Below are 19,992 nucleotides of genomic sequence, written 5' to 3'. Positions count from 1 at the left end.
TTCCCTTCTTCCCTTCCCGGACTCCCCTGCCGGACCGATATGGCGCGAACCAAGGCCCCCGACTTCGAAGCACAGCGCGAGCAGATCCTGGAACTGGCGGCCGCCGCCTTTGCCAACAGCAGCTACCCGAGTACCTCGATGGCCGACCTGGCCGCCGCCTGCGGCACCTCCAAGGCGCGCCTGTACCACTATTACGAGAGCAAGGAAGCGATCCTGTTCGACCTGCTGGACCGCTACACGCGCCGGCTGATGCTGATCGTCACCGAGGTCGAGGCCGATTCCGAGCGCCAGGGCCGCACCGACCGCGAAAGCTTCGCCAGCCTGATCCGCGCGTTCCTGGCCGAGTACGAGAACTCCCAGACGCGCCATATCGCGCTGATCAATGACGTCAAATTCCTGGCCGAAGAGCAGCGGGTCATGATCCTCGGCCGCGAGCGCGATGTGGTCGCGGCGTTCTCGCGCATGCTCCGGCGTGCCTACCCGGAACGCGTCACGCGCGAGAACCAGACCGCGCTGACCATGACCGTGTTCGGCATGATCAACTGGACCTTCACCTGGCTCAAGCCGGGCGGCAAGCTGTCCTACGCGGCATTCGCCGACATGGTGGTGGACCTGCTCGAAGGCGGCCTGCCGGGCAAGACCGGCGCCCCCGGCACCGCCGCCGAAGCACTGGCCCGCCGCTGAAGGCGGTCCATCCACGGGATCACGACCACTCGGCCTCTTCCCGCTGGCGCCGCTGCTCGCGGTCCTGGCGGAACATTTCTTCCAGCTCGTCGCGCGCCTGGCGCGCCAGCGACACCAGCTTCTTCTGGTCGGTGTAGTGCGGATAGAAGCGGTCGATGGCCTGGATGTTGTGGCGGCGGAAACGCAGCGCGACGCTGCGCGCCTGCGCCGGGTCAAACCCCAATCCTTCCAGCACCCGCCGGCCCAGCATCAGCGAGCCCTCGAACATCTCGCGCTCGAACAGCTGCACGCCGCGGTCCTTGAGCTGGTAGATATGCGACACATGGCGCGCCCGGGCGTAGATCTGCAGGTCCGGATAGCGTTCGCGCACGCGGTCGATAAGTTGCAGGCTGTCGTCCATGCCGTCGATGGCCACGACCAGGATGCGCGCCTTGGCGATGCCGGCGGCCTCCAGCAGGTCGAGCCGGGTGGCATCGCCATAGAAGATCGTGAAGCCGTACTGGCGCAGGAACTCGATCTGGTCGGGATCATGGTCCAGCACGGTGACGCCGATGCCCTGCGCATACAGCAAACGGCCGATGATCTGGCCGAAGCGCCCGAAGCCAGCGATCAGCACCGGGTTGTCCTGCGGCGTGATGGCGTCGTCGGGGCGCCGGTTCATGGCGCCGACATGCGGTGCCACCAGGCGGTCATAGGCGAGCAGGAGCAACGGCGTGGCCACCATCGACAAGGCCACGATCAGCACCAGCAGCGCTTCGGTTTCGCGTGCCAGCAGGCCGGCAGTGCCGGCCACGCCGAACACGACGAAGGCGAACTCGCCACCCTGCGAGATCAGCAGTGCAAACAACAGCCGCTGGCCGCGCGCAATGGCAAAGTACCGCGCCAGCAGCACCAGCACGGCGGTCTTGGCGACGACGAATGCCGCCACCAGGCCGAGCACGGTCCCCGGCGAACGCGCCAGCACCGCGAAGTCGATCGACATCCCGACCGCCATGAAGAACATGCCGAGCAGCAAGCCCTTGAACGGCTCCAGGTCGGCCTCGAGCGCATGGCGGTACTCGGAATCGGCCAGCAGCACGCCGGCCACGAAGGTGCCCAGCGCCATCGACAGGCCCACCGCGTCCATCATCAGCGCAATGCCCACCACCAGCAGCAGCGCAAACGCGGTGAACATCTCGCGCATGTCCGTGCGGGCGATAAAACGCAGGGCCGGACGCACGAGGTAGCGGCCGCCGAACACCACGGCGGCAATCACCGCCACGCCCTTGGCCGCCGCCTGCCAGCCGCCCGCCTTGCCGGCATCGGCGGCGCTCTCGGCCGCTAGCAGCGGCAACAGCGCGATCATCGGGATGGCCGCGATATCCTGGAACAGCAGGATGCCGAAGCTGGCCCCGCCCGCGGGCGTGCCGAACAGGTTGCGCTCGGCCAGCGTGGCCAGAGCAATGGCCGTCGACGACAGCGCCAGCCCCAGCCCCGCTACCAGCGCCACCGGCCACGGCGCGCCAACCAGCGCCGCCAGGATGCCGATCACCAGCGCGCAGGCGGCAAGCTGGACACCGCCATAGCCGAAAATGCTCCGCCGCAGCGCCCATAGCTTGCGCGGCTCCAGTTCCAGCCCGATCACGAACATCATCAGCACGACGCCGAATTCCGAGAAGTGCAGGATCGACTCGACATTGGTCACCATCCGCAGCGCGAACGGGCCAATGGCCGCGCCGGCCAGCAGGTAGCCCAGCACGGCGCCCAGCCCGGTGCGGCGCGCCAGCGGTACCGCCACCACGGCCGCCACCAGGAACACCACGAGCGCGATCAGGAAATCATGCTGGTTCATGCGCGCACCTCCGCGCCTGCCGCTGCCGGGCCGACTTCATGGGCGCCGATGCGCCGGCAGACATGGGCAATGTGCTCGGCCAGGACGTGGGCGTCGGTGTTGTCGGCATCGTGCAGCACCAGCGGCGGCAGCCAGTCCATGCCGCACAGCCGCGCGGTCTGCTCCAGCGGCAGCAGGAAGGCTTCGATCGCGTGGCCATGGTTGCCTTCGGGCCCATAGGAATCGAACGTGCCGCCGGTACTTGCCACCGCCAGCACGGACTTCCCGCGCAGCGCCGTACCGCCCGAGCCGTAGGCCCAGCCATATTCGAGCACCTCGTCCAGCCATAGCTTGAGCAGCGCGGGCACGCTGTACCAGTGCACCGGATATTGCAGGACGACCGTCTCCGCAGCGGCCAGCGCGCGCTGTTCGGTGACGACGTCGATGTCGTAGTCGACGTAGCGGCGATACAGGTCATGGACCGCGACGTTTGGCAGCGACGCCAGCGCTTCCGCCAGCGGGCGGTTGACACGCGAATGGCGCGGCTTGGGATGCGCATAGATCACAACGATGGGGGATTCGGTCATCTGCACGGTGGTTCAGTCCGGAATATCAGGCGTACTCGCTTCAGCGCGAGCGCCGCGGCGAGAGGAATGCGGCGTTGCACCAAATCCACAAACAGGACTGTGCAACAATTCATCACATTTTCTCAAGTTTTTGATTTTACTCACGATTTTTTGAAAAAAACGACCCGGCCCGACCTGCTGCGGCGCGGGAAGCTTACGCCTAACTGACAGATCCGCTACAATACTTTTCACGTCGCAGCAATATAGTGTTTTCCCCAACCCGGCATGTCTTGAAGCAAAAAGTGGCTGGCGAAACACCGCGACAATGCTATTTTTATCGCTGATTGCACCGGATTGCGCCGGGAAGGAAACATCGTGAATCCGCTCGAACTGAGCAAGGCCGTCGGCGCCGTTACCGACGAAGATCTGCGCAAGGCGGCCGCCGCACAGGCCGCCCAGCGCGCAACCGTTCTGGTGCGCGAGCTGGCCGCCCATCACCGGTCGCGCCTGCTGAAGCATTTCCTCGCCCTGGGCGAGGAGGATCGCCTGCTCCGTTTCGGCCAGTCGGTGGGCGATCACGTGATTGAAGCGTATGTCGACAGCATCGACTTCGACCATGACTCCGTGTTCGGCGTGTACGACGAAAAGCTCGAACTCGTCGGCGTCGGCCACTTCGCCAACCTGCGCGACAACGCGCAGGGCCGCGTGGCGGAATTCGGCGTCTCGGTGTCGAAGAGCGCGCGCGGTCGCGGCATCGGTAGTGCGCTGTTCGAGCGCGCCGCCATGCATGGCCGCAACACCAGCGTGCGCACGCTGTACATGCACTGCCTGTCGCGCAACGCGGCGATGATGCACATCGCCAAGAAGGCCGGCATGAAGGTGCAGTACGCGTACGGAGAGGCCGACGCGTACCTGGAACTGCCGCCCGCAGACACCATGAGCCGCCTGACCGAGGCCCTGGACGAGCAAGTCGCCGACCTCGACTACCTGGTGCGCCGCAACCTGCGCGACGCGCGCCGCTTCGGGCTGCGCTTCTGGCGCTCGATGGTGCCGCAGAAGGGCACCGCTTGATCCACTCGCCGAGCGCCGGCCAAGCCCGGACCTCACGCCAGACGGCGCATCGTGACGATGCGCCGTTTTTGTTTGGCGCGGCAGCTCAGCCGCCGGCAACCGGCAGCGCCGTGGTGTCCTTGATGCTTTCCAGCGCAAAGCTCGAACGCACGTCGATGACCGACGGGTGGGCCAGCAACTGTTCCTGCATGAAGCGCGCGAAGTGCTCCATGTCTTCCACGTAGACCTTGAGCAGCAGGTCCATCTCGCCGGTCATGGCATGGCACGCAGCCACCTCCGGCCACGTGGAGATGGAAGCGCGAAACAAGTCCAGCGGCGCCTTGCCCTTGGGCGCGCCCCCATGCTTCTCCAGCCGGACGTTGATATAGGCCAGCAGGCCCAGGCCGATCTTGCCGGGCTCCAGCAGCGCCGCATACTGGCGGATCACGCCAATCTCTTCCAGCCGGCGGATGCGCCGCAGGCACGGACTCGGCGAGAGGTTCACGCGCTCGGCCACCTCCAGGTTGGTCAACCGGCCGTTGGTCTGCAGGACCTCAAGGATCTTCCGGTCGATCTTGTCCAACTCCACCTTGCTCACGATTTCGTTGCTCCGCAATATGTTTATTGGCAATTTTTTTGCGCAAATTTAGCAAGTTGTGCACAAGTACGCAATTTTTTGTGGCATCTCTTCAGATCTGCGGTCGTATCCATCACTCTTGGGGCGGAATGGACGGCGAGATACCGGTTCGGCCTGCCGCGGCAAACCACTCGGAGCAGGCAAGGGAGGATGCCAGGTCTGTTGCACGGGCAGCGGGCATTCTACGGTCGTTCAGCGGTTTTCCGACATGCCATCCCGCATTTCGACCATCGCGACGCACGAAAAAAGCAAAAACGCGCGACCGGTGAAGGTCGCGCGTCTGTATCAGGCAACGCGCCGGGACAGGGCGCGCCTGGCTGGTCAGCCGCCGCTGCTGGAAGGCGCCGACGGCGCGCCCGGTCCGCGCGGCATGCGCTGCATGCGTTCCTGATGCATCTTCTCCATGCCCGCCTTGATTTCGTCCAGCGTCAGCTTGCCATCGTGGTTGGCGTCTAGCTGATCGAAGCGCTGCGCCAGGCGCGGCAGGCCGGCCTTGACTTCATCCTTGGTCAGCGCGCCGTCACCGTTCTTGTCAGCGGCCTTGAACCTGGCCTCGAACTCCTTCTGCATCTCGGCGCGGCGTTGCTCCATCGAAGCCTTGCGGAAGGCCGACAGTTCGTTCTTGTCGAGCTTGCCGTCGTGGTTGGTGTCGATGCGGTTGAAGAGCGCGTCGGCTTCAGCCTTGGAAATCGTGCCATCGCCATCGGTGTCGATGGACTTCATCCACATGCCACCGCCGTGTTCCATGTGGCGGTGCATGTCGCCGCGTTGCCCCGGTGCGGGAGCGGTTCCCGGTGCAGGCGCCGCGGCCTGGGCGAACGCGCCGCCGGCAACGAGGAATGCGGCGGACGCGGCCAGGAAGTGCTTGAGGATCTGCGACTTGGATTTGCCTTGCATGTCTTGCTCCTTTTCATCACGTGGGCATGTACGGATTAGAACGCGGACGATGCAGGGAAGTTGGCGCTTTTAATACGATGTTACGCGGCTCACAGAAAGGGCTTCCCGCCGTAAGCGATCGCAAGCGAAGACGAATACGTGCCGGCCCCGGCGGCCAGCGCGGTCTGACTCAGTTCTTGGGCACGAGCGGGCTCGCCATGGGCGCGTGTGGCGCCACGGCGGGCTGCAGCTGGTGCGGGTCAATGTTTTGCATCTGCGGTTGTGCCGGCGCTTGCTGCGGCATGGTCGCCGCTGGCGATACCGGCTGCGGCGTCTGCGCAGGCGGCTGGCTCACCGCGGGTGCGGGTGGCGGCATCGGCGTGGCAAGGGGAGCCGCCGCGCCCGAGGGCGGCGTAGCGGGCAGCGGCGCCGCACCGGCCTTCGGCACGCCGGCCTGCACCGGCAGCACGATTTCCTGGCGCACGCCATTGCGCTCGATCACCACGGAACGGCCGTGGATTTCCACCAGGCGAATCTGCTGCGACAGTGCCGTGCCGGCCCGCACGGCCTTGGGCGGGCCGCCGTCGAGCGACACGATCGCGGCGCCCGCGCCGTCGGACACATCCGCCACGACGCCGATCAACTGCACGTCGCGCACGCCGCCCTGGGCCGAGCCGCCGAACAGCGTGGCCACGGCGCCGGTCTCCACCGCTTCGGTCTGCGCCACGCGCGCGGCTTGCGGGACCGGGATGGTCCGCATCGCGCTGAAGGTCAGCATCCAGCGTGTCGCCAGCGCGCACAGCGCGACGAAGAGAACCAGGGCCGCTGCGCGCGGCAGCCAGGCCGCGGCATCGAGACGGAAAACAGGCCGGAGAGAGAGTTGCACGGAATGGGCGGTACGCTCGACAGGAACGCGTCAAGCGTACCAGAGGCCCATGACCGTGTCTGTGACGGCTTACAGCAGATCGTCGAGCAGATCGGGGCCGAACACTTCGCGGTGGATATGCCCGACCGGAACGCCGGCGCTGATCAAAGCATGACGCTGTGCCTGCATGAAGCCGAGCGGACCGCACAGATGGAAGTCGCCATCGACGAACAGGCTGGTCTCGGGCGCGCCCAGCAGCGCGGCAACCGGCATGGTGCCCGCATGGTCGTAGTCGCGGCCGGCCACGTCGGCGGCCTGCGGCTGTTCATAGCTGACATGGGTACGCAGTTGCGGCAGGCGCTCCCTGGCCCACGCCACGTCGGCGCGGTGCGCGTGGTGGCGGCCGTCGCGCGCGGCATGGGCGAACAGGATTTCACGCCTGGAGCCCTGCAGCGCCAGCGTGCGCAGGACCGACAGCATCGGCGTGATGCCGATACCGGCCGACAGCAGCACCAGCGGGCGGTGGCCGTCCAGGCGCGGCGCGAATTCGCCGAACGGTGCGCTCACCGCCAGCTCGGTGCCGGGCTGGGCGTTGGCGTGCAGCCAGTTGGACACGGCGCCGGACGGCGTGGCATGGTCGCCATCCTCGCGCTTGACCGAGATCCGCCACGTCGGCAGCCCGCGCTCGGCGGACAGCGAGTACTGGCGTTGCTGGCGGTTGCCGTCGGCGAGCGTGACTTCGACGCTGACGTACTGGCCCGGGCGGAAATCGCGCAGCGGCTGGCCGTCGACGGCCGCCAGGGTGAGCGCGACCACGTTGTCGCTCTGTACTTCGCGGCGCTCGACACGCACTGCGATGCGCTCGCCGGCGGCCAGGCCCGTGCTCTGGTACAGGCGCGCTTCGGCCGCGATCAGTTCGCCGGCCAGCAGCCAGTAGGCTTCGTCCCAGGCGGCGAGCAGGTCAGGCGTGGCGGCGCCGCCCAGCACGGCCGAAATGGCGCCCAGCAGGTGCTTCCCGACGATCGGATAGTGCGCGGGCTTCAGGCCCACGGCCGCATGCTTGTGCACGATGCGATCGACCACCGGCGCGAGCGCGCTCGCGTTGTCGATATTGGCGGCGTAGGCGAATACCGCGGACGCGAGCGACTGCTGCTGCGAACCGTTGGCCTGGTTGCCCATGTTGAAGAGCTGGGTCAGTTCGGGCCGGTCCGCGAACATCTCGCGGTAGAAATGGGTGGTGATGGCGAGGCCATGTTCGCGCAACACCGGTACGCTGGCATCAATGTAGGGGCGGGAAGCAGCAGACAACATCAGGTAAGGCTCCGTTTAATTCATGCAAATAAAATGCATGTTTTTACTCACAACAAAGCCGGCGCAGGACGTCTGAACGGACGACTCAGGGAGTACCGTTCAGGCCGTACGCCGGCTCATAAAATCGCGATGCAGCCGGATGATCGACTCGGCGGTCTGGCTGCCGGTGACATCCGCCAGGGTGACGGTGTCGAGTGCGCTGTAGAACGCCTGCTCGGCTCCATCCAGCGCCCGGCGCAACCGGCAATTGCCGTTCAGCGCACAGGGCGGGTTGTCACAGTCGATCACCGGCTTGTGGCCTTCCAGTTCGCGCAGGATCGTACCGATGGTCAGTTGCTGGGCTTGCGGACCCAGCTCCAGTCCGCCGTGGCGGCCACGCGTCGCCGTAATCCAGCCCAGCTTCGACAGGCGCGCCGCCACCTTCACGAGGTGGTGGTGCGAGATCCCGAACTGCTGCCCCACCTCGGCAATGGTGATTTGCCGGCTGCCGTCGGCGCGCGCGACGTACATCAGCAGCCGCAGTGCGTAGTCGGAGAAGCGGGTCAGTTGCATCGTGGTGACATGGTAGATAAACAGTATTTCAAATGCAAGTTATTGTTGCACTGCGTAATGCCGCGACATCCCATCAGGCTAAGGCGTGCGAGAATCGGACGCCACAAAAAACAGTCATGGACGGCGGTTATACTGGCTGTCGAACGCCGGGCGCGCGGCCAGCGGGCCGCCCCCGAGATCCAGCAAGAGGCCCAGATACGATGCGCAGATTCTCACCCCTTTCCGCCAATACCCGTTCCCTGAGTTCGCTCCGCGCCCGCGGCAGCCGCGGCTTCACCCTGATCGAAATCATGGTGGTGATCGTCATCCTGGGGGTGCTGGCGGCACTGGTGGTGCCCAAGATCATGAGCCGTCCCGACGAAGCCCGCATCGTGGCGGCGCGCCAGGACATCTCGTCGATCATGCAGGCGCTCAAGCTCTACCGGCTCGACAACAGCCGCTACCCGACCACCGAGCAAGGCCTGGCCGCGCTGGTGGCCAAGCCGACCACCGAGCCCGTGCCCAACAACTGGAAGGGTGGCGGCTACCTGGAGAAGCTGCCCAAGGACCCGTGGGGCCATCCGTACCAGTACCTGAACCCCGGTGTGCGCGGCGAGATCGACGTCTTCAGCTTCGGTGCCGACGGCCAGGCCGGCGGCAGCGGCAATGACGCCGACATCGGCAACTGGGAATAACGCCGCCCCCGCAGCATGAAACCGGCCCCGCGCCGCCGCGCCGCCGCTTGCCGGCCACGGGGCTTCACCTTGCTGGAACTGCTGGTGGTCATGGTGATCGCCGGCATCGTCATTTCGCTGGTGGCCGTCAATGCATCACCCAATGAGCGCGGACGCCTGCTGGACGACGGCCAGCGCATCGCGCGCCTGTTCGAGCTGGCGCAGGAAGAAGCCCAGCTAGGCGCCCGGCCGATCGCGTGGGAAGGCAACACCAGCGGCTGGCGCTTTCTCGAATCCACCCCCAACGGCTGGGTCCCCATGCGCACCGATGTGTTCGCGCCGGGTCATTGGCGCCTGATGCCGGACCAGGTGATCGTCGCCGAAGGCGGACGCAACGCCGGCACGGGCGGGCCGCTCCGCCTGGTCTTCGGGCGCGAGCTGATCGACGGGCCGCAGCGGCTGATCCTGGTGCGCGGCGACATCCGCGTGGAGGTCACCGGCGATGGCGGCGGCCGCTACTTCGCCAGCGCGCCATGATGCAGCGCGCGCATCCCGGCCGCCGCCAAGCAGGCGGCTTCACGCTGATCGAAGTGCTGGTGGCGCTCACCATCCTGGCCGTCGCGCTGACCGCAGCCATGCGGGCCATGGGCAGCATGGTCGATGCCAGCGCCGCGCTGCAGTCGCGCATGCTGGCCGAATTCAGTGCCGAGAACCAGCTGGCCACGTTGCGCCTGTCCAAGACCTGGCCCGAGCCAGGTGTCAGCGGTTATGCCTGCCCGCAGGGCGGCACGGCGCTCTATTGCGAGCAGACCGTCTCCGGCACGCCCAATCCCGTATTCCGGCGCGTCGAAATCGCAGTCTATCCGTCCGCCGCCGACCGCTCGGTGCGCCTGGCATGGCTGGTCACCATCATCCCCAATGAAACGCGCAACCTGCTCTGAGCGCCGCCAGGCGGCCGGGCGCGGCTTCACGCTGCTCGAGATGCTGGTGGCCATCACGCTGCTGGCGGTCATGGCCGTGATCGGCTGGCGCGCGCTGGACAGCCTGACGCGCAGCCGCGAACGGCTCATCGACCATGACGCCCGGCTTGACGCCCTCAAGGTGCTCTATGGCCAGTTCCAGTCCGACTGCGAACACCTGGCCAGCGCGGACCTGCTGCAGGCCAGCCCGGTGGAAGTGGGGAACGGCCAGGTGTTGATGGTGCGCGACCGCCGCGAAGAGAACCAGCCGCCGATGTGGCAGGCGCTCAGCTACCGACTGGACGGCAACACGCTGGTCCGCCTCGCGGCCCCGCCGGTCGACAGCCGTGCCGCCGTGCAGTCCGCGCTGCTCGGACTGCGCCAGGCCGGCCGCCAAAATAACGTGCAGGTGCGCCGCGTGCTTTCCGATGTGGACAGCCTGGGCACGCGCGTATGGATCGATCCCCAGGGCTGGCTGGCGGACAACGGCCGCATCCGCAGCGCGCTGTTCAATCCCTCCGGTTCCAATGCCGATGCCAGTTCCGGTGCCAGCGCCGTAGCGGCGCCCACACCGACCAGCGCGGTCGTCCGGGCCGTGGAGCTGTCGGTCCAGGCGCGCATGGGCGACGGCGACGCACCGCGTAACTTCCTCAAGATCTGCATGACGGGCCTGTGACCATGCGCCAACGCTTCCCGTCCCTGCCCCGCCGCCGTGCTCGCGGCGCCGCCGTGGTCACGGCGCTGCTGATGGTCACGCTGGCCGTGGTGGTGGTGTCCGGCATGCTGTGGCGCCAGCAGGTGCAGATCCGCTCGATCGAGAACCAGCGCCTGCTGGCGCAGGCGACGTGGATCGAGCGCGCGGCCGTGGACTGGGCACGGCTGATCCTGCGCGACGACCAGCGCCGCAGCAGCGTGGACGAGCTGGGCGAGCCCTGGGCCGTGCCGATCGCCGAGACCCGGCTGTCGGATTTCCTGGGCGCGGCGCTGCGCACCGACCAGTCGGGCGAGACCTCGTTCCTGTCGGGCCGCATCCTGGACGCCCAGGCGCGTTTCAACCTGACCAACCTGGTGCTGTGGACCGCCACGCCGACCGGGGGCCGTGCCGCCACGGTCGACCCGGCCGCGCTGGCGGTCTACCGCCGCCTGCTGCAGACCGTGGGCCTGAATCCTTCGCTGGCCGACGCCACGGGCCGCTTCATGCTGCGTGCCGCACAAGGCGGCACCGACGGCCAGCCCGTGCCGCGCCCGCCCGACAGCGCCCAGAGCCTGCTCGCGGTCCCCGGCTACACGCCGCAGATGGTCGCCGCACTGGAGCCGTTCATCACGGTGCTGCCCGAGCGCACGCTGGTCAACGCCAATACGGCCGATCCCGAAGTGCTGTCGGCCGTGATCAACAACCTGGCGCTGGACCGCGCGCGCGAACTGGTCCGCGAGCGCGACCGCGCTTACTTCAATAACGTCGGCGATCTGCAGACCAAGCTGACCAGCGTGGCGCCGCAGGCCGACACCAGCACCCTGACCGCCACGCTGGACGTGCGCACGCACTATTTCCTGATCTACGGCCTGGTGCGCCATGAGCGGGCGAGCCGGCTGCAGGTGTCGCTGGTCTACCGGGGCGAGGTCCTGGGCAACGCCAACACCACGCGCGTGCTGTGGATCCACGACACCGACCGCCTGCCCGACCTGCGATGACCCATATCCGCGATTTGCGCGCGACCAGGCGGGCTGCTACCGATATTGGCGGCCGGGATACCGGGGCAGAATGCTATTGACGCGGATTAGTCACACAGGCAAGGTATGCTGCGGCGCTGCCGCGACCGTGGCGCCATGCCGAGCGGCGCCCCGCCAGTCCGTATCCGCCAGTCGGCGTCTCCGTGCCCCGGCGCTCCCGCTGCCCCGGTACGCCACCCCCAGGTCACGGCCTCACTGACGTCAACGCTAGGAAACCTTGAGTACCACCCTGTACGTTCGCCTGCCGCACCGGCCGCACGACCAACCGCAGCCCTGGCATTTTGGCGCCCTGCCGTTTGCCCTCGTACGCGACCCGGTTAAGCCGGCCGCCCGGCGCACGGGCGCCGCGCAGGCGCCGGAAGTGTTGCGCGAAGGCCACGCCCAGATTGCTGCGCTGCCCGCCGCGGAGCGCCTGGTGCTCATCCTCGCCGCCAGTGACGTACTGCTCACCACGGCCACCGTACCCCCACTGCCGCCGGCGCGCCTGAAGCAGGCCTTGCCGAATCTGGTCGAAGATGCGCTGGCCACCGACGCACAGCCATGCCACATCGGCGTGGGGCCAGCGCTGGACGGCGACGCCGCACGGACCGCGCGCGGCCCGCAGCGCCGCCTGCTGATGGTGGCTGACCGGGCCTGGCTGCGCGCGGTACTTGATGCTTTTGCCGAACACCGCCATCGACGCCGCCATATCCTGCCGGCACAGATGTGCCTGCCGCTGGCGACGCCGCCGCAAGCCGGAGACGACGAGAGCGCCCCCGCGCAGCCGGCCACGCTGGTCGTAGAAGCCGCGGCCGCTTCGCTGGCCCAGCCCGAAGGCCTGGTCGAGCCGACACTGGCGCCTTCGACCGCGCCTGGCAGCGGCCAGTGGCAACTCACGGTACGCACCGGTCCCCATGAAGGCTATGGCCTGTTGCTTGGCAATGACGCGCTTGCCGCATGGCAGGCGCTTGCGCCCGAAGGCAACTGGCATGGCGACGCCAGCGCCGTGGCCAGTGCACCTGCGCCCGCGCTGCGCCAGGCTCCCGCCGCCGACTGGCGCCTGTGGATCACCGGCGCCCAGGGCTGCCTGCAAGAACCCGGGCTCGACCTCGCGCAGTTCGAGTTTGCCCAGGGCCGCGCCGATCGCTGGAACCTGCTGGCGTGGCGTCTGCCGCTGGCGCTGGCTGCCGGCGTCGTGCTGGTCCAGTTGCTCGGCATGAACGTGCACTGGCTGATGCTGCGCCACGAACAGCAGCGACTGGAAGCCGCGCAGCTGCAGACCCTGCACACCGCCTTCCCGCAGATCCAGACCGTGCTCGATGCCCCGCTGCAGATGCGGCGGCAGGTCGAACAGCTTCGCCTGGCCAGCGGGCGCAGTACGCCGGACGACTTCCTGCCGCTGGCCGACCGGTTTGGCCAGGCGGCCCGCCAGCTCGCCCCGGACGCGCTGCAGGCGCTCGAATATCGCGGGCGCGCGCTGGTTGCCACACTCAAGCCCGGCACCGATACCGCCGCGCTGCGTGGCGCCGTGCGGCAGGCCGGCCTGCAGATGGAAGAAGACAAGACGGACGTGGCCACGCGCCCCGCCGGCCCTGCCGGCTCGCGCTGGCTCATCAAGCCAGGCCTGTGAACCGAATCATGAGCCCGAGCCAAGACAACCTACGCCCACAGACATCACAGGGCTCCGCGAAGCGCCGCCCCGCCGCCGCCTGGTTCACGCGCATGAAGCCGCGCGTGCCGCAAGCCTGGCGCGACCAGTTCGACGCGTTCTGGTCCGCGCGCAATCCGCGCGAGCAGGCCATCCTCGCGGGGGGCGCCGCGGTACTGGGACTGGTGCTCGTCTATACCGTGCTGTGGGAGCCCGCCGCGGATGGCCGGGCGCGACTGTCGCGCAGCCTGCCGGCGCTGCGCGCCGAACTCGCGGAAATGCAAACCCTGGCGCAAGAGGCCCGCGGCCTGAACGCGAGCCCCGCGCCTGCCTTGCGCGGCGAGGCCCTTACCCAGGCTTTGGAGGACAGCCTCGGCAAATATGGCCTCAAGGCGACACGGCTGGCCGCCGGGGCCGACAACAGCGTCCAGGTGCAGCTCGACAAGGCGCCGTTCGGCGCGGTGGCAGGCTGGCTGCAGGACGTGCGCCAGCAGCAGCGCCTGAAAGTCACGGATGCGCGCATCGTCTACGTCGGCGCCACCGCGCTGGTCAATGTCAGCGCGACCCTGCAGGGTCCGGGCGGCCGCAGCTGATGGTACGCCTGGAGTCCCTGCGGCTGCCCCGACGCAAACTGCGCCAGCCTGCGGGCTGGCGCCGCGCCGGCTGGCTGCTGCTGGGCCTGGCCACTGCCGGCATTACCGTGCTGGCCATGCTGCCCGCGGCCTGGATTGCCGATACGGTGGCAGCCCGGACGCAACGCCGGGTGCTGCTCGCCGACGCCTCCGGGTCGATCTGGCATGGCAGCGCCACGCTGGCACTGTCGGCAGGCGCGGGCAGCCAGACCGCGGCGGTGCTGCCGGGCCGGCTGCAATGGTCGCTGGCCTTCTGGCCGCTGCTGACCGGCCGTGCGCGCCTGGTCCTCACGCATACCGAAGCCATGCCCGCGCCAGTCGCACTGGCCATCACGCCGGGCGGCTGGACCGCGCAGTCCGGCGCCATCCGCCTGCCGGCCGCGCTGCTGGAAGGCGTGGGCGCGCCGTTCAACACGCTGCGCCCGGACGGCCTGATGCGCGCGGACTGGTCCGCGCTGCAGGGCAAGTTCGCCGGCGGACTGCTGTACGGCCATATCACGCTGCGCATCGAACACGCATCGTCGTCGGTCAGCCGGCTGCGCCCGCTGGGCAGCTACCGTGCCGAAATCGACTGGAACGGCGCCGATGGCAAGCTCGCGCTGAGCACCATTGCCGGTCCGCTGCACCTCGATGGCCGCGGCACGCTGGGCCGGCAGGCGCGCTTTGAAGGCACGGCCCATGCCGAGCCCGAAGCCGCCACCCCGCTGAACAGCCTGCTGAGCCTGCTGGGACGACGAGAGAACAATGTGACAAGGCTGAGCTTCTGATGCCTGCCTACGCCAGGAGCCGACCGGAACCAAACATGAAAACCGAAGCCACCCGACCCTTTTTCCACACCGCCAGTGCCCGCGCCGTGGTCCTGCTATGCGGGCTTTCGCTGCTGGCGCCGGCGCCGCTGTGGGCGCAACAGCCCGCCAGCCCCGGCGTGCCCCCGCCCCCGGACATCACCCCGCGCAACCGGGACCAGGTGGTGCTCAACTTCGTCAACGCCGACCTCGAATCCGTCGTCAAGGCCGTGGGCCAGGCCACGGGCAAGAATTTCGTGATCGATCCGCGCGTGAAGGGCACGGTCAACCTGGTGACCGAGCAGCCGGTTTCGCGCGCCCAGGCGCTGGAGACGCTCGGATCGGTGCTGCGCATGCAGGGCTATGCGATGGTGGAAAGCAACGGCTTCACCAAGGTCGTGCCCGAAGCGGACGCCAAGCTGCAAGGCTCGCCGATCGTGGCCGGAGGCGCCGGCGGGCGCGGCGACCAGGTCGTGACGCAGGTCTTCCGCCTGAACTACGAGTCGGCCAACAACCTGGTGCCCGTGCTGCGGCCGATGATCGCTCCCAACAACACGATCACCGCCTACCCGGCCAACAACACGCTGGTCATCACGGACTATGCCGAGAACCTGCGCCGTCTGGGCCGCATCATCGCCGCGATCGACGCGCCGGCCTCCGGCGAGGTCGAACTGGTACCGCTGAAGAACGCCATCGCCAGCGACACCGCACTGGTCCTGCAGAAGCTGCTCGATCCGGCAGCGTCCGCGACCGGTGCGGGCGGCGCTGCGGGCGTCGACAGCAGCCTGCGCACGACCGTGGTGGCCGAACCGCGCAGCAACTCGCTGATGATCCGCGCATCGAGCCGTGCGCGGCTGCAGCAGGCACGCATGCTGATCGAAAAGCTCGATCAGCCCTATGCGCGGCCCGGCAATATCTGGGTCGTGCCGCTCAAGAACGCGGATGCGGTCAAGCTGGCCGCGACGCTGCGCGCCATCGTCGCCGCGGACAGCAGCTTTGCCGCCAGCACCCAGCCCGGCGCAGCCGGTGCCGCCGGCGCGGGCGGCCTGACCAACGTTTCCACGCCGGCCGGCAGCCAGTTTACCGGCGGCACCACGGCGAACCAGGCAGGCATGCGCGCCAGCGGCACCAGCGGTTCCGGTTCCGGTTCTGGCGGCGCCTATGGCAATTCAGCATTTGCTGCATCGTTCAACCAGAACACCCAGCCGACCACGGGCGGCATCATCCAGGCCGACCCCTCCACCAACTCGCTGATCATCACGGCCAGCGAGCCGGTCTATCGGAACCTGCGCGGCGTGATCGAAGACCTCGACGCGCGTCGCGCGCAGGTCTACATCGAGTCGATGATCGTCGAAGTCACCTCCACGCAAGCCAGCGAGCTGGGCATCCAGTGGCAGGGGCTGATCCGTTCGGACAGTGGCAACAACAATGTCTTCGCCGGCACCAACTTTGGCAAGGGCGGCCAGAACATCGTCAACCTGACCCTGGCTGGCGCCGCCTACAACGCCAACCATGCTGCGGGCATTGCAGCGGCCACGCAGCTGGTGCCCGACCTCGGCGGCCTGAACCTGGGCGTCGTCAACAAGGCGCTCGGCCTGGGCGCGCTGCTGCGCGCGCTGGGCACCAACGGCAGCGTGAACCTGCTGTCGACGCCGAACCTGATCACGATGGAAAACGAGGAAGCGAAGATCCTGATCGGCCAGAATATCCCGATCACGACCGGCTCCTATGCGCAGACCGGCGGTGCGGCTTCGGTCACCCCGTTCCAGACCTTCGACCGCAAGGACGTCGGCATCACGCTGCGCGTGCGGCCGCAGATCACTGACGGCGGCAGCGTCAAGATGCAGATCTTCCAGGAATCGTCATCGGTGGTGCCGGGCACGCTGGCACAGGTGCAGGGCCCGACCACCAATGTGCGTTCGATCGAGACCAATGTGCTGGTCGACGACGGCCAGATCATCGTGCTGGGCGGGCTGATCGAAGACTCCTACGGCGACGGCGTGCAAAAGGTGCCGGTGCTCGGCGATATCCCCTGGATCGGCGGCCTGTTCCGCTATGAGAACAAGAACCGCTCCAAGACCAATCTGCTGGTGTTCCTGCGCCCGTATGTGATGCGCACGGCCGGCGCCGCCGACCGCCTGACGGCGGACCGCTACGACTACATGCGCAACCAGCAGGGCAGCTTCATCTCGCCTAACATCATGGTGCGCGACGAAAACACGCCGGTGCTGCCGCCCGCGGATGCGCCCGCCACGCCGTTTGTCGACCCGCGCAATACCGGCCCGGTGCCGGGCCCGCTGCCCTTGCCGCAATCGGTGCCGCAATCGGCGCCCCAGACAGCACCGCAGTCCCCGCAACCCGTGCCGCAGCCGCTGACCCAGCAAGGCAGCAACGGTGCGTTCGCCGGGACGGCGTCCGGACGCGGCAACTGAACCCCATCATGGCAAGCGAAGCCCCAGCCGTCACCGAACTCCAGGAGCCGCCGTCGCCGATCGCGGCGCGACTGGTCCCGTACAGCTTTGCGCGCGAAGCGCCGCTACTGATCGCGCACCAGCGCCCTGACGGCCTCGAAGTCTGGGTCAGCCGCGCGACCTCGCCGGCGGCACTGGCCGAAGTGGCGCGCGTGCATGGCGCGCTGCGCCTGCGGGTGATGGAGCCCGACGCGCTGGAGCGGGCCATGTCCGACGCCTACAACCGCCAGGACGGCAGCGCCGCCCAGGTGGTGGGCGAAGTGGAAGGCGAAGTCGACCTGTCGCGCCTGATGCAGGACATTCCCGCCGTGGAAGACCTGCTCGAGTCCGAGGACGATGCGCCGATCATCCGCATGATCAACGCACTCCTCACGCAGGCCGCGCGCGAGGGCGCGTCGGATATCCACATCGAGCCGTTCGAGTCGGCGTCGGTGGTGCGCTTTCGCGTCGATGGCACGCTGCGCGACGTGGTGCGGCCCAAGAAGGCGCTGCATGGCGCGCTGATCTCGCGCATCAAGATCATGGCGCAGCTCGACATCGCCGAGAAACGGCTGCCGCAGGACGGCCGCATCACGCTGCGCGTGGGCGGGCGTCCGGTGGACGTGCGCGTGTCGACGCTGCCCACCGGCCATGGCGAACGCGCGGTGCTGCGGCTGCTGGACAAAGAGGCGGGCCGCCTCGACCTGGCCAAGCTCGGCATGTCGCCGCGCACGCTGGGCGGCTTCGACGACCTGATCCGCCAGCCGCACGGCATCGTGCTGGTCACCGGGCCGACCGGTTCGGGCAAGACCACCACGCTGTATGCGGCGCTGTCGCGCCTGGATTCCCGCACCACCAACATCATGACGGTGGAAGATCCGGTCGAGTACGACCTGGACGGCATCGGCCAGACCCAGGTCAACGCGCGCATCGACATGACCTTCGCCAAGGCCCTGCGCGCGATCCTGCGCCAGGACCCCGACGTGGTGATGATCGGCGAAATCCGCGACCTGGAGACCGCGCAGATCGCGGTGCAGGCGTCGCTGACCGGCCACCTGGTGCTGGCCACGCTGCACACCAATGATTCGGCTTCGGCCATCACGCGGCTGGTGGACATGGGCATCGAGCCATTCCTGCTGTCGTCGTCGTTGCTGGGTGTGCTGGCGCAGCGGCTGGTACGGCGGCTGTGCCCGCATTGCAAGCGCGAGGAAGTCATCGAAGTCACCGCAAGCGGGGCCGAGACGCTGCATGCGCAAGGCAAGCCGCTGCAGCATGTGTGGCATGCGGTGGGCTGCGACAAGTGCGGCAACTCGGGCTACCAGGGGCGCATGGGTGTGTACGAACTGCTCACCGTCGACGATGAGATCCGCACCATGATCCACCGCCAGCAGCCCGAATCGGAGATCAAGCAGGTCGCACTGGCGCACGGCATGCAGACCATGCGCGGCGATGCCCAGCGCTGGATCGACAGCGGCGCCACGTCGCTCGAAGAAGTCCTGCGCGTCACGCGCGACTGACGGGACGCCGCCATGCCCGCATTCCGCTATGAAGCCGCCGACGCCCGGGGCAAGACCGACCGCGGCGTGATCGAGGCAGACAGCCCGCGGCAGGCGCGCACGCAACTGCGCGCGCGCGGGCTGACGCCGCTGACGGTCGACCCGCTCGCCGGTGCCGGGCAGGCGCCGCGCAGCGGCACGCAGCTGTTCACGCGCCGGCTGTCCACGCAGGAACAGGCGCTGTTCACGCGCCAGCTGGCGAGCCTGATCGTTTCGGGCCTGCCGCTGGACGAAGCGCTCGGCGCGCTGGCCGACCAGTCCGAGCGCCCGTACGTGCACGAATTGCTGGCCGGCATCCGCGCCGAGGTGATGGGCGGCAGTGCCTTGTCGGTGGCGCTGGCCCAGCATCCGCGCGATTTCCCGGACATCTACCGCGCGCTGGTTTCCGCCGGCGAGCATTCCGGCCACCTTGGCCTGGTGCTGGAGCGGCTGGCCGGCTACATCGAATCGCGCAATGCGCTGACGTCGAAGATCCGGCTGGCGTTCACCTACCCGGCCATCGTGACGGTGGTGGCGTTCGCCATCGTCATCTTCCTGCTGTCGTATGTGGTGCCGCAGGTGGTCAGCGTGTTCGCAAACACCAAGCAGAAGCTGCCGACGCTGACGATCATCATGCTGGCGCTGTCGGATTTCGTGCGGAACTGGTGGTGGGCGGCGCTGATCGTGCTCGGCATCCTCGCCGCGACCGTGCGCAGCCTGCTCAGGCGGCCCGCCGTGCGGCTGGAATGGCACCGCTGGCTGCTGACCGCACCGCTGCTGGGCAAGCTGATCCGCGGCTACAATACCGCGCGCTTCGCCGGCACGCTGGCGATCCTGGTATCGGCCGGCGTGCCGATCCTGCGATCCCTGCAAGCCGCGGGCGAGACGCTGACCAACGAGGCGCTGCGCGCCAATGTGGAGGATGCGAACACGCGGGTGCGGGAAGGGGCATCGCTGGCGCGGGCGCTGGCCGCGCAGAACCAGTTCCCGCCGGTACTGGTGCACCTGATCCGCTCCGGCGAGGCCACCGGCAACCTGCCGACGATGCTCGACCGTGCCGCGCAAGGCGAAGCCCAGGAACTGGAGCGGCGCACGCTGTTTCTGACCAGCCTGCTCGAGCCGCTGTTGATCCTGACGATGGGTGTCGTGGTGCTGCTGATCGTACTGGCAGTGTTGATGCCGATTATCGAGATCAACCAGCTGGTCAGATAAGTCGTGGCCCGCAAGACCGGGCCCCCCCCCCCCCCATAAAGCCCTCACCCTACAGCG

General features: G+C 68.0%; 20 protein-coding genes. 13 read left to right on the top strand and 7 right to left on the bottom strand.

The genetic code is table 11. The features are described 5' to 3' along the window. The first annotated feature begins 39 nt into the window (after positions 1-39). Positions 40-684: a TetR/AcrR family transcriptional regulator gene (locus AC3FKH_RS26155; protein WP_488678625.1), complete on the top strand. Its 645-nt coding sequence runs from the start codon at positions 40-42 to the stop codon at positions 682-684. Positions 685-703: 19 nt separating this feature from the next. Here the strand turns inward: AC3FKH_RS26155 and kefC are convergent, their stop codons facing one another. Both kefC and kefF read right to left on the bottom strand, forming a co-directional pair. Then, positions 704-2,515 (bottom strand): glutathione-regulated potassium-efflux system protein KefC, encoded by a 1,812-nt coding sequence (gene kefC, locus AC3FKH_RS26150; RefSeq protein WP_488678624.1) that lies wholly within the window; start codon positions 2,513-2,515, stop codon positions 704-706. After that, positions 2,512-3,081, bottom strand: coding sequence for a glutathione-regulated potassium-efflux system oxidoreductase KefF (gene kefF, locus AC3FKH_RS26145; protein ID WP_488678623.1), 570 nt, complete (start codon positions 3,079-3,081; stop codon positions 2,512-2,514). Before kefF ends, kefC begins: the two co-directional genes overlap by 4 nt. Before the next feature lie 354 nt (positions 3,082-3,435). On the opposite strand from kefF, the gene AC3FKH_RS26140 reads away from it, so the two are divergent. Further along, complete coding sequence (locus AC3FKH_RS26140) at positions 3,436-4,131, top strand: GNAT family N-acetyltransferase (protein WP_483709679.1); 696 nt, start codon at positions 3,436-3,438, stop codon at positions 4,129-4,131. A gap of 85 nt (positions 4,132-4,216) precedes the next feature. Here AC3FKH_RS26140 and AC3FKH_RS26135 read toward each other — a convergent pair whose 3' ends face one another. The 5 genes from AC3FKH_RS26135 to AC3FKH_RS26115 form a co-directional block, all read right to left on the bottom strand. Continuing rightward, positions 4,217-4,708 carry an Lrp/AsnC family transcriptional regulator gene (locus AC3FKH_RS26135; RefSeq protein ID WP_211946200.1) on the bottom strand — a complete coding sequence of 164 codons (492 nt, stop codon included), beginning with the start codon at positions 4,706-4,708 and terminating at the stop codon, positions 4,217-4,219. A 360-nt stretch (positions 4,709-5,068) separates the two neighbouring features. Further along, positions 5,069-5,644, bottom strand: coding sequence for an EF-hand domain-containing protein (locus AC3FKH_RS26130; protein ID WP_488678622.1), 576 nt, complete (start codon positions 5,642-5,644; stop codon positions 5,069-5,071). A 169-nt stretch (positions 5,645-5,813) separates the two neighbouring features. Then, positions 5,814-6,509, bottom strand: a complete 696-nt coding sequence (locus AC3FKH_RS26125; protein ID WP_488678621.1) for a type II secretion system protein N — start codon at positions 6,507-6,509, stop codon at positions 5,814-5,816. Between the two features lie 69 nt (positions 6,510-6,578). Beyond that, positions 6,579-7,799, bottom strand: a complete 1,221-nt coding sequence (locus AC3FKH_RS26120; RefSeq protein WP_488678620.1) for a globin domain-containing protein — start codon at positions 7,797-7,799, stop codon at positions 6,579-6,581. A gap of 99 nt (positions 7,800-7,898) precedes the next feature. Continuing rightward, positions 7,899-8,351, bottom strand: a complete 453-nt coding sequence (locus AC3FKH_RS26115; RefSeq protein WP_488678619.1) for an RrF2 family transcriptional regulator — start codon at positions 8,349-8,351, stop codon at positions 7,899-7,901. 200 nt (positions 8,352-8,551) lie between these two features. Here AC3FKH_RS26115 and gspG point away from each other — a divergent pair, with 200 nt between their 5' ends. The 11 genes from gspG (at position 8,552) to gspF (ending at position 19,935) form a co-directional block, all read left to right on the top strand. Beyond that, positions 8,552-9,025 (top strand): type II secretion system major pseudopilin GspG, encoded by a 474-nt coding sequence (gene gspG, locus AC3FKH_RS26110; RefSeq protein ID WP_488678618.1) that lies wholly within the window; start codon positions 8,552-8,554, stop codon positions 9,023-9,025. A gap of 15 nt (positions 9,026-9,040) precedes the next feature. Beyond that, positions 9,041-9,541, top strand: coding sequence for a prepilin-type N-terminal cleavage/methylation domain-containing protein (locus tag AC3FKH_RS26105; RefSeq protein ID WP_488678617.1), 501 nt, complete (start codon positions 9,041-9,043; stop codon positions 9,539-9,541). After that, the gene (gene gspI / locus AC3FKH_RS26100) at positions 9,538-9,945 is read left to right on the top strand and encodes a type II secretion system minor pseudopilin GspI (RefSeq protein ID WP_488678616.1); all 408 of its coding nucleotides are present in this window, start codon (positions 9,538-9,540) and stop codon (positions 9,943-9,945) included. Before AC3FKH_RS26105 ends, gspI begins: the two co-directional genes overlap by 4 nt. Continuing rightward, positions 9,923-10,639 carry a PulJ/GspJ family protein gene (locus AC3FKH_RS26095; RefSeq protein WP_488678615.1) on the top strand — a complete coding sequence of 239 codons (717 nt, stop codon included), beginning with the start codon at positions 9,923-9,925 and terminating at the stop codon, positions 10,637-10,639. The genes gspI and AC3FKH_RS26095 overlap by 23 nt, the downstream gene beginning before the upstream one ends. A 2-nt stretch (positions 10,640-10,641) precedes the next feature. Beyond that, entirely contained in the window at positions 10,642-11,655 is a 1,014-nt protein-coding gene (gspK, locus tag AC3FKH_RS26090) for a type II secretion system minor pseudopilin GspK (protein ID WP_488678614.1), read from the top strand. Positions 11,656-11,911: 256 nt separating this feature from the next. Then, on the top strand, positions 11,912-13,303 hold the full coding sequence (gene gspL / locus AC3FKH_RS26085) for a type II secretion system protein GspL (protein WP_488678613.1): 1,392 nt from the start codon (positions 11,912-11,914) through the stop codon (positions 13,301-13,303). Between the two features lie 8 nt (positions 13,304-13,311). After that, positions 13,312-13,914: a type II secretion system protein M gene (locus tag AC3FKH_RS26080; RefSeq protein WP_488678612.1), complete on the top strand. Its 603-nt coding sequence runs from the start codon at positions 13,312-13,314 to the stop codon at positions 13,912-13,914. Continuing rightward, positions 13,914-14,720 carry a type II secretion system protein N gene (locus tag AC3FKH_RS26075; RefSeq protein ID WP_488678611.1) on the top strand — a complete coding sequence of 269 codons (807 nt, stop codon included), beginning with the start codon at positions 13,914-13,916 and terminating at the stop codon, positions 14,718-14,720. Before AC3FKH_RS26080 ends, AC3FKH_RS26075 begins: the two co-directional genes overlap by 1 nt. A gap of 35 nt (positions 14,721-14,755) precedes the next feature. Beyond that, positions 14,756-17,170, top strand: coding sequence for a type II secretion system secretin GspD (gene gspD / locus AC3FKH_RS26070; protein ID WP_488678610.1), 2,415 nt, complete (start codon positions 14,756-14,758; stop codon positions 17,168-17,170). An 8-nt stretch (positions 17,171-17,178) separates the two neighbouring features. Continuing rightward, on the top strand, positions 17,179-18,705 hold the full coding sequence (gene gspE, locus AC3FKH_RS26065; RefSeq protein ID WP_488678609.1) for a type II secretion system ATPase GspE: 1,527 nt from the start codon (positions 17,179-17,181) through the stop codon (positions 18,703-18,705). Positions 18,706-18,717: 12 nt separating this feature from the next. Beyond that, positions 18,718-19,935, top strand: a complete 1,218-nt coding sequence (gene gspF / locus AC3FKH_RS26060; protein WP_488678608.1) for a type II secretion system inner membrane protein GspF — start codon at positions 18,718-18,720, stop codon at positions 19,933-19,935. The last annotated feature ends 57 nt before the right edge of the window (positions 19,936-19,992 follow it).

The sequence above is a fragment of the Cupriavidus sp. 21MJTG02-4 genome (assembly GCF_057798975.1).
Note: the sequence above shows the minus strand (reverse complement) of the source record. Positions and strands in the feature narration are given on the sequence as shown.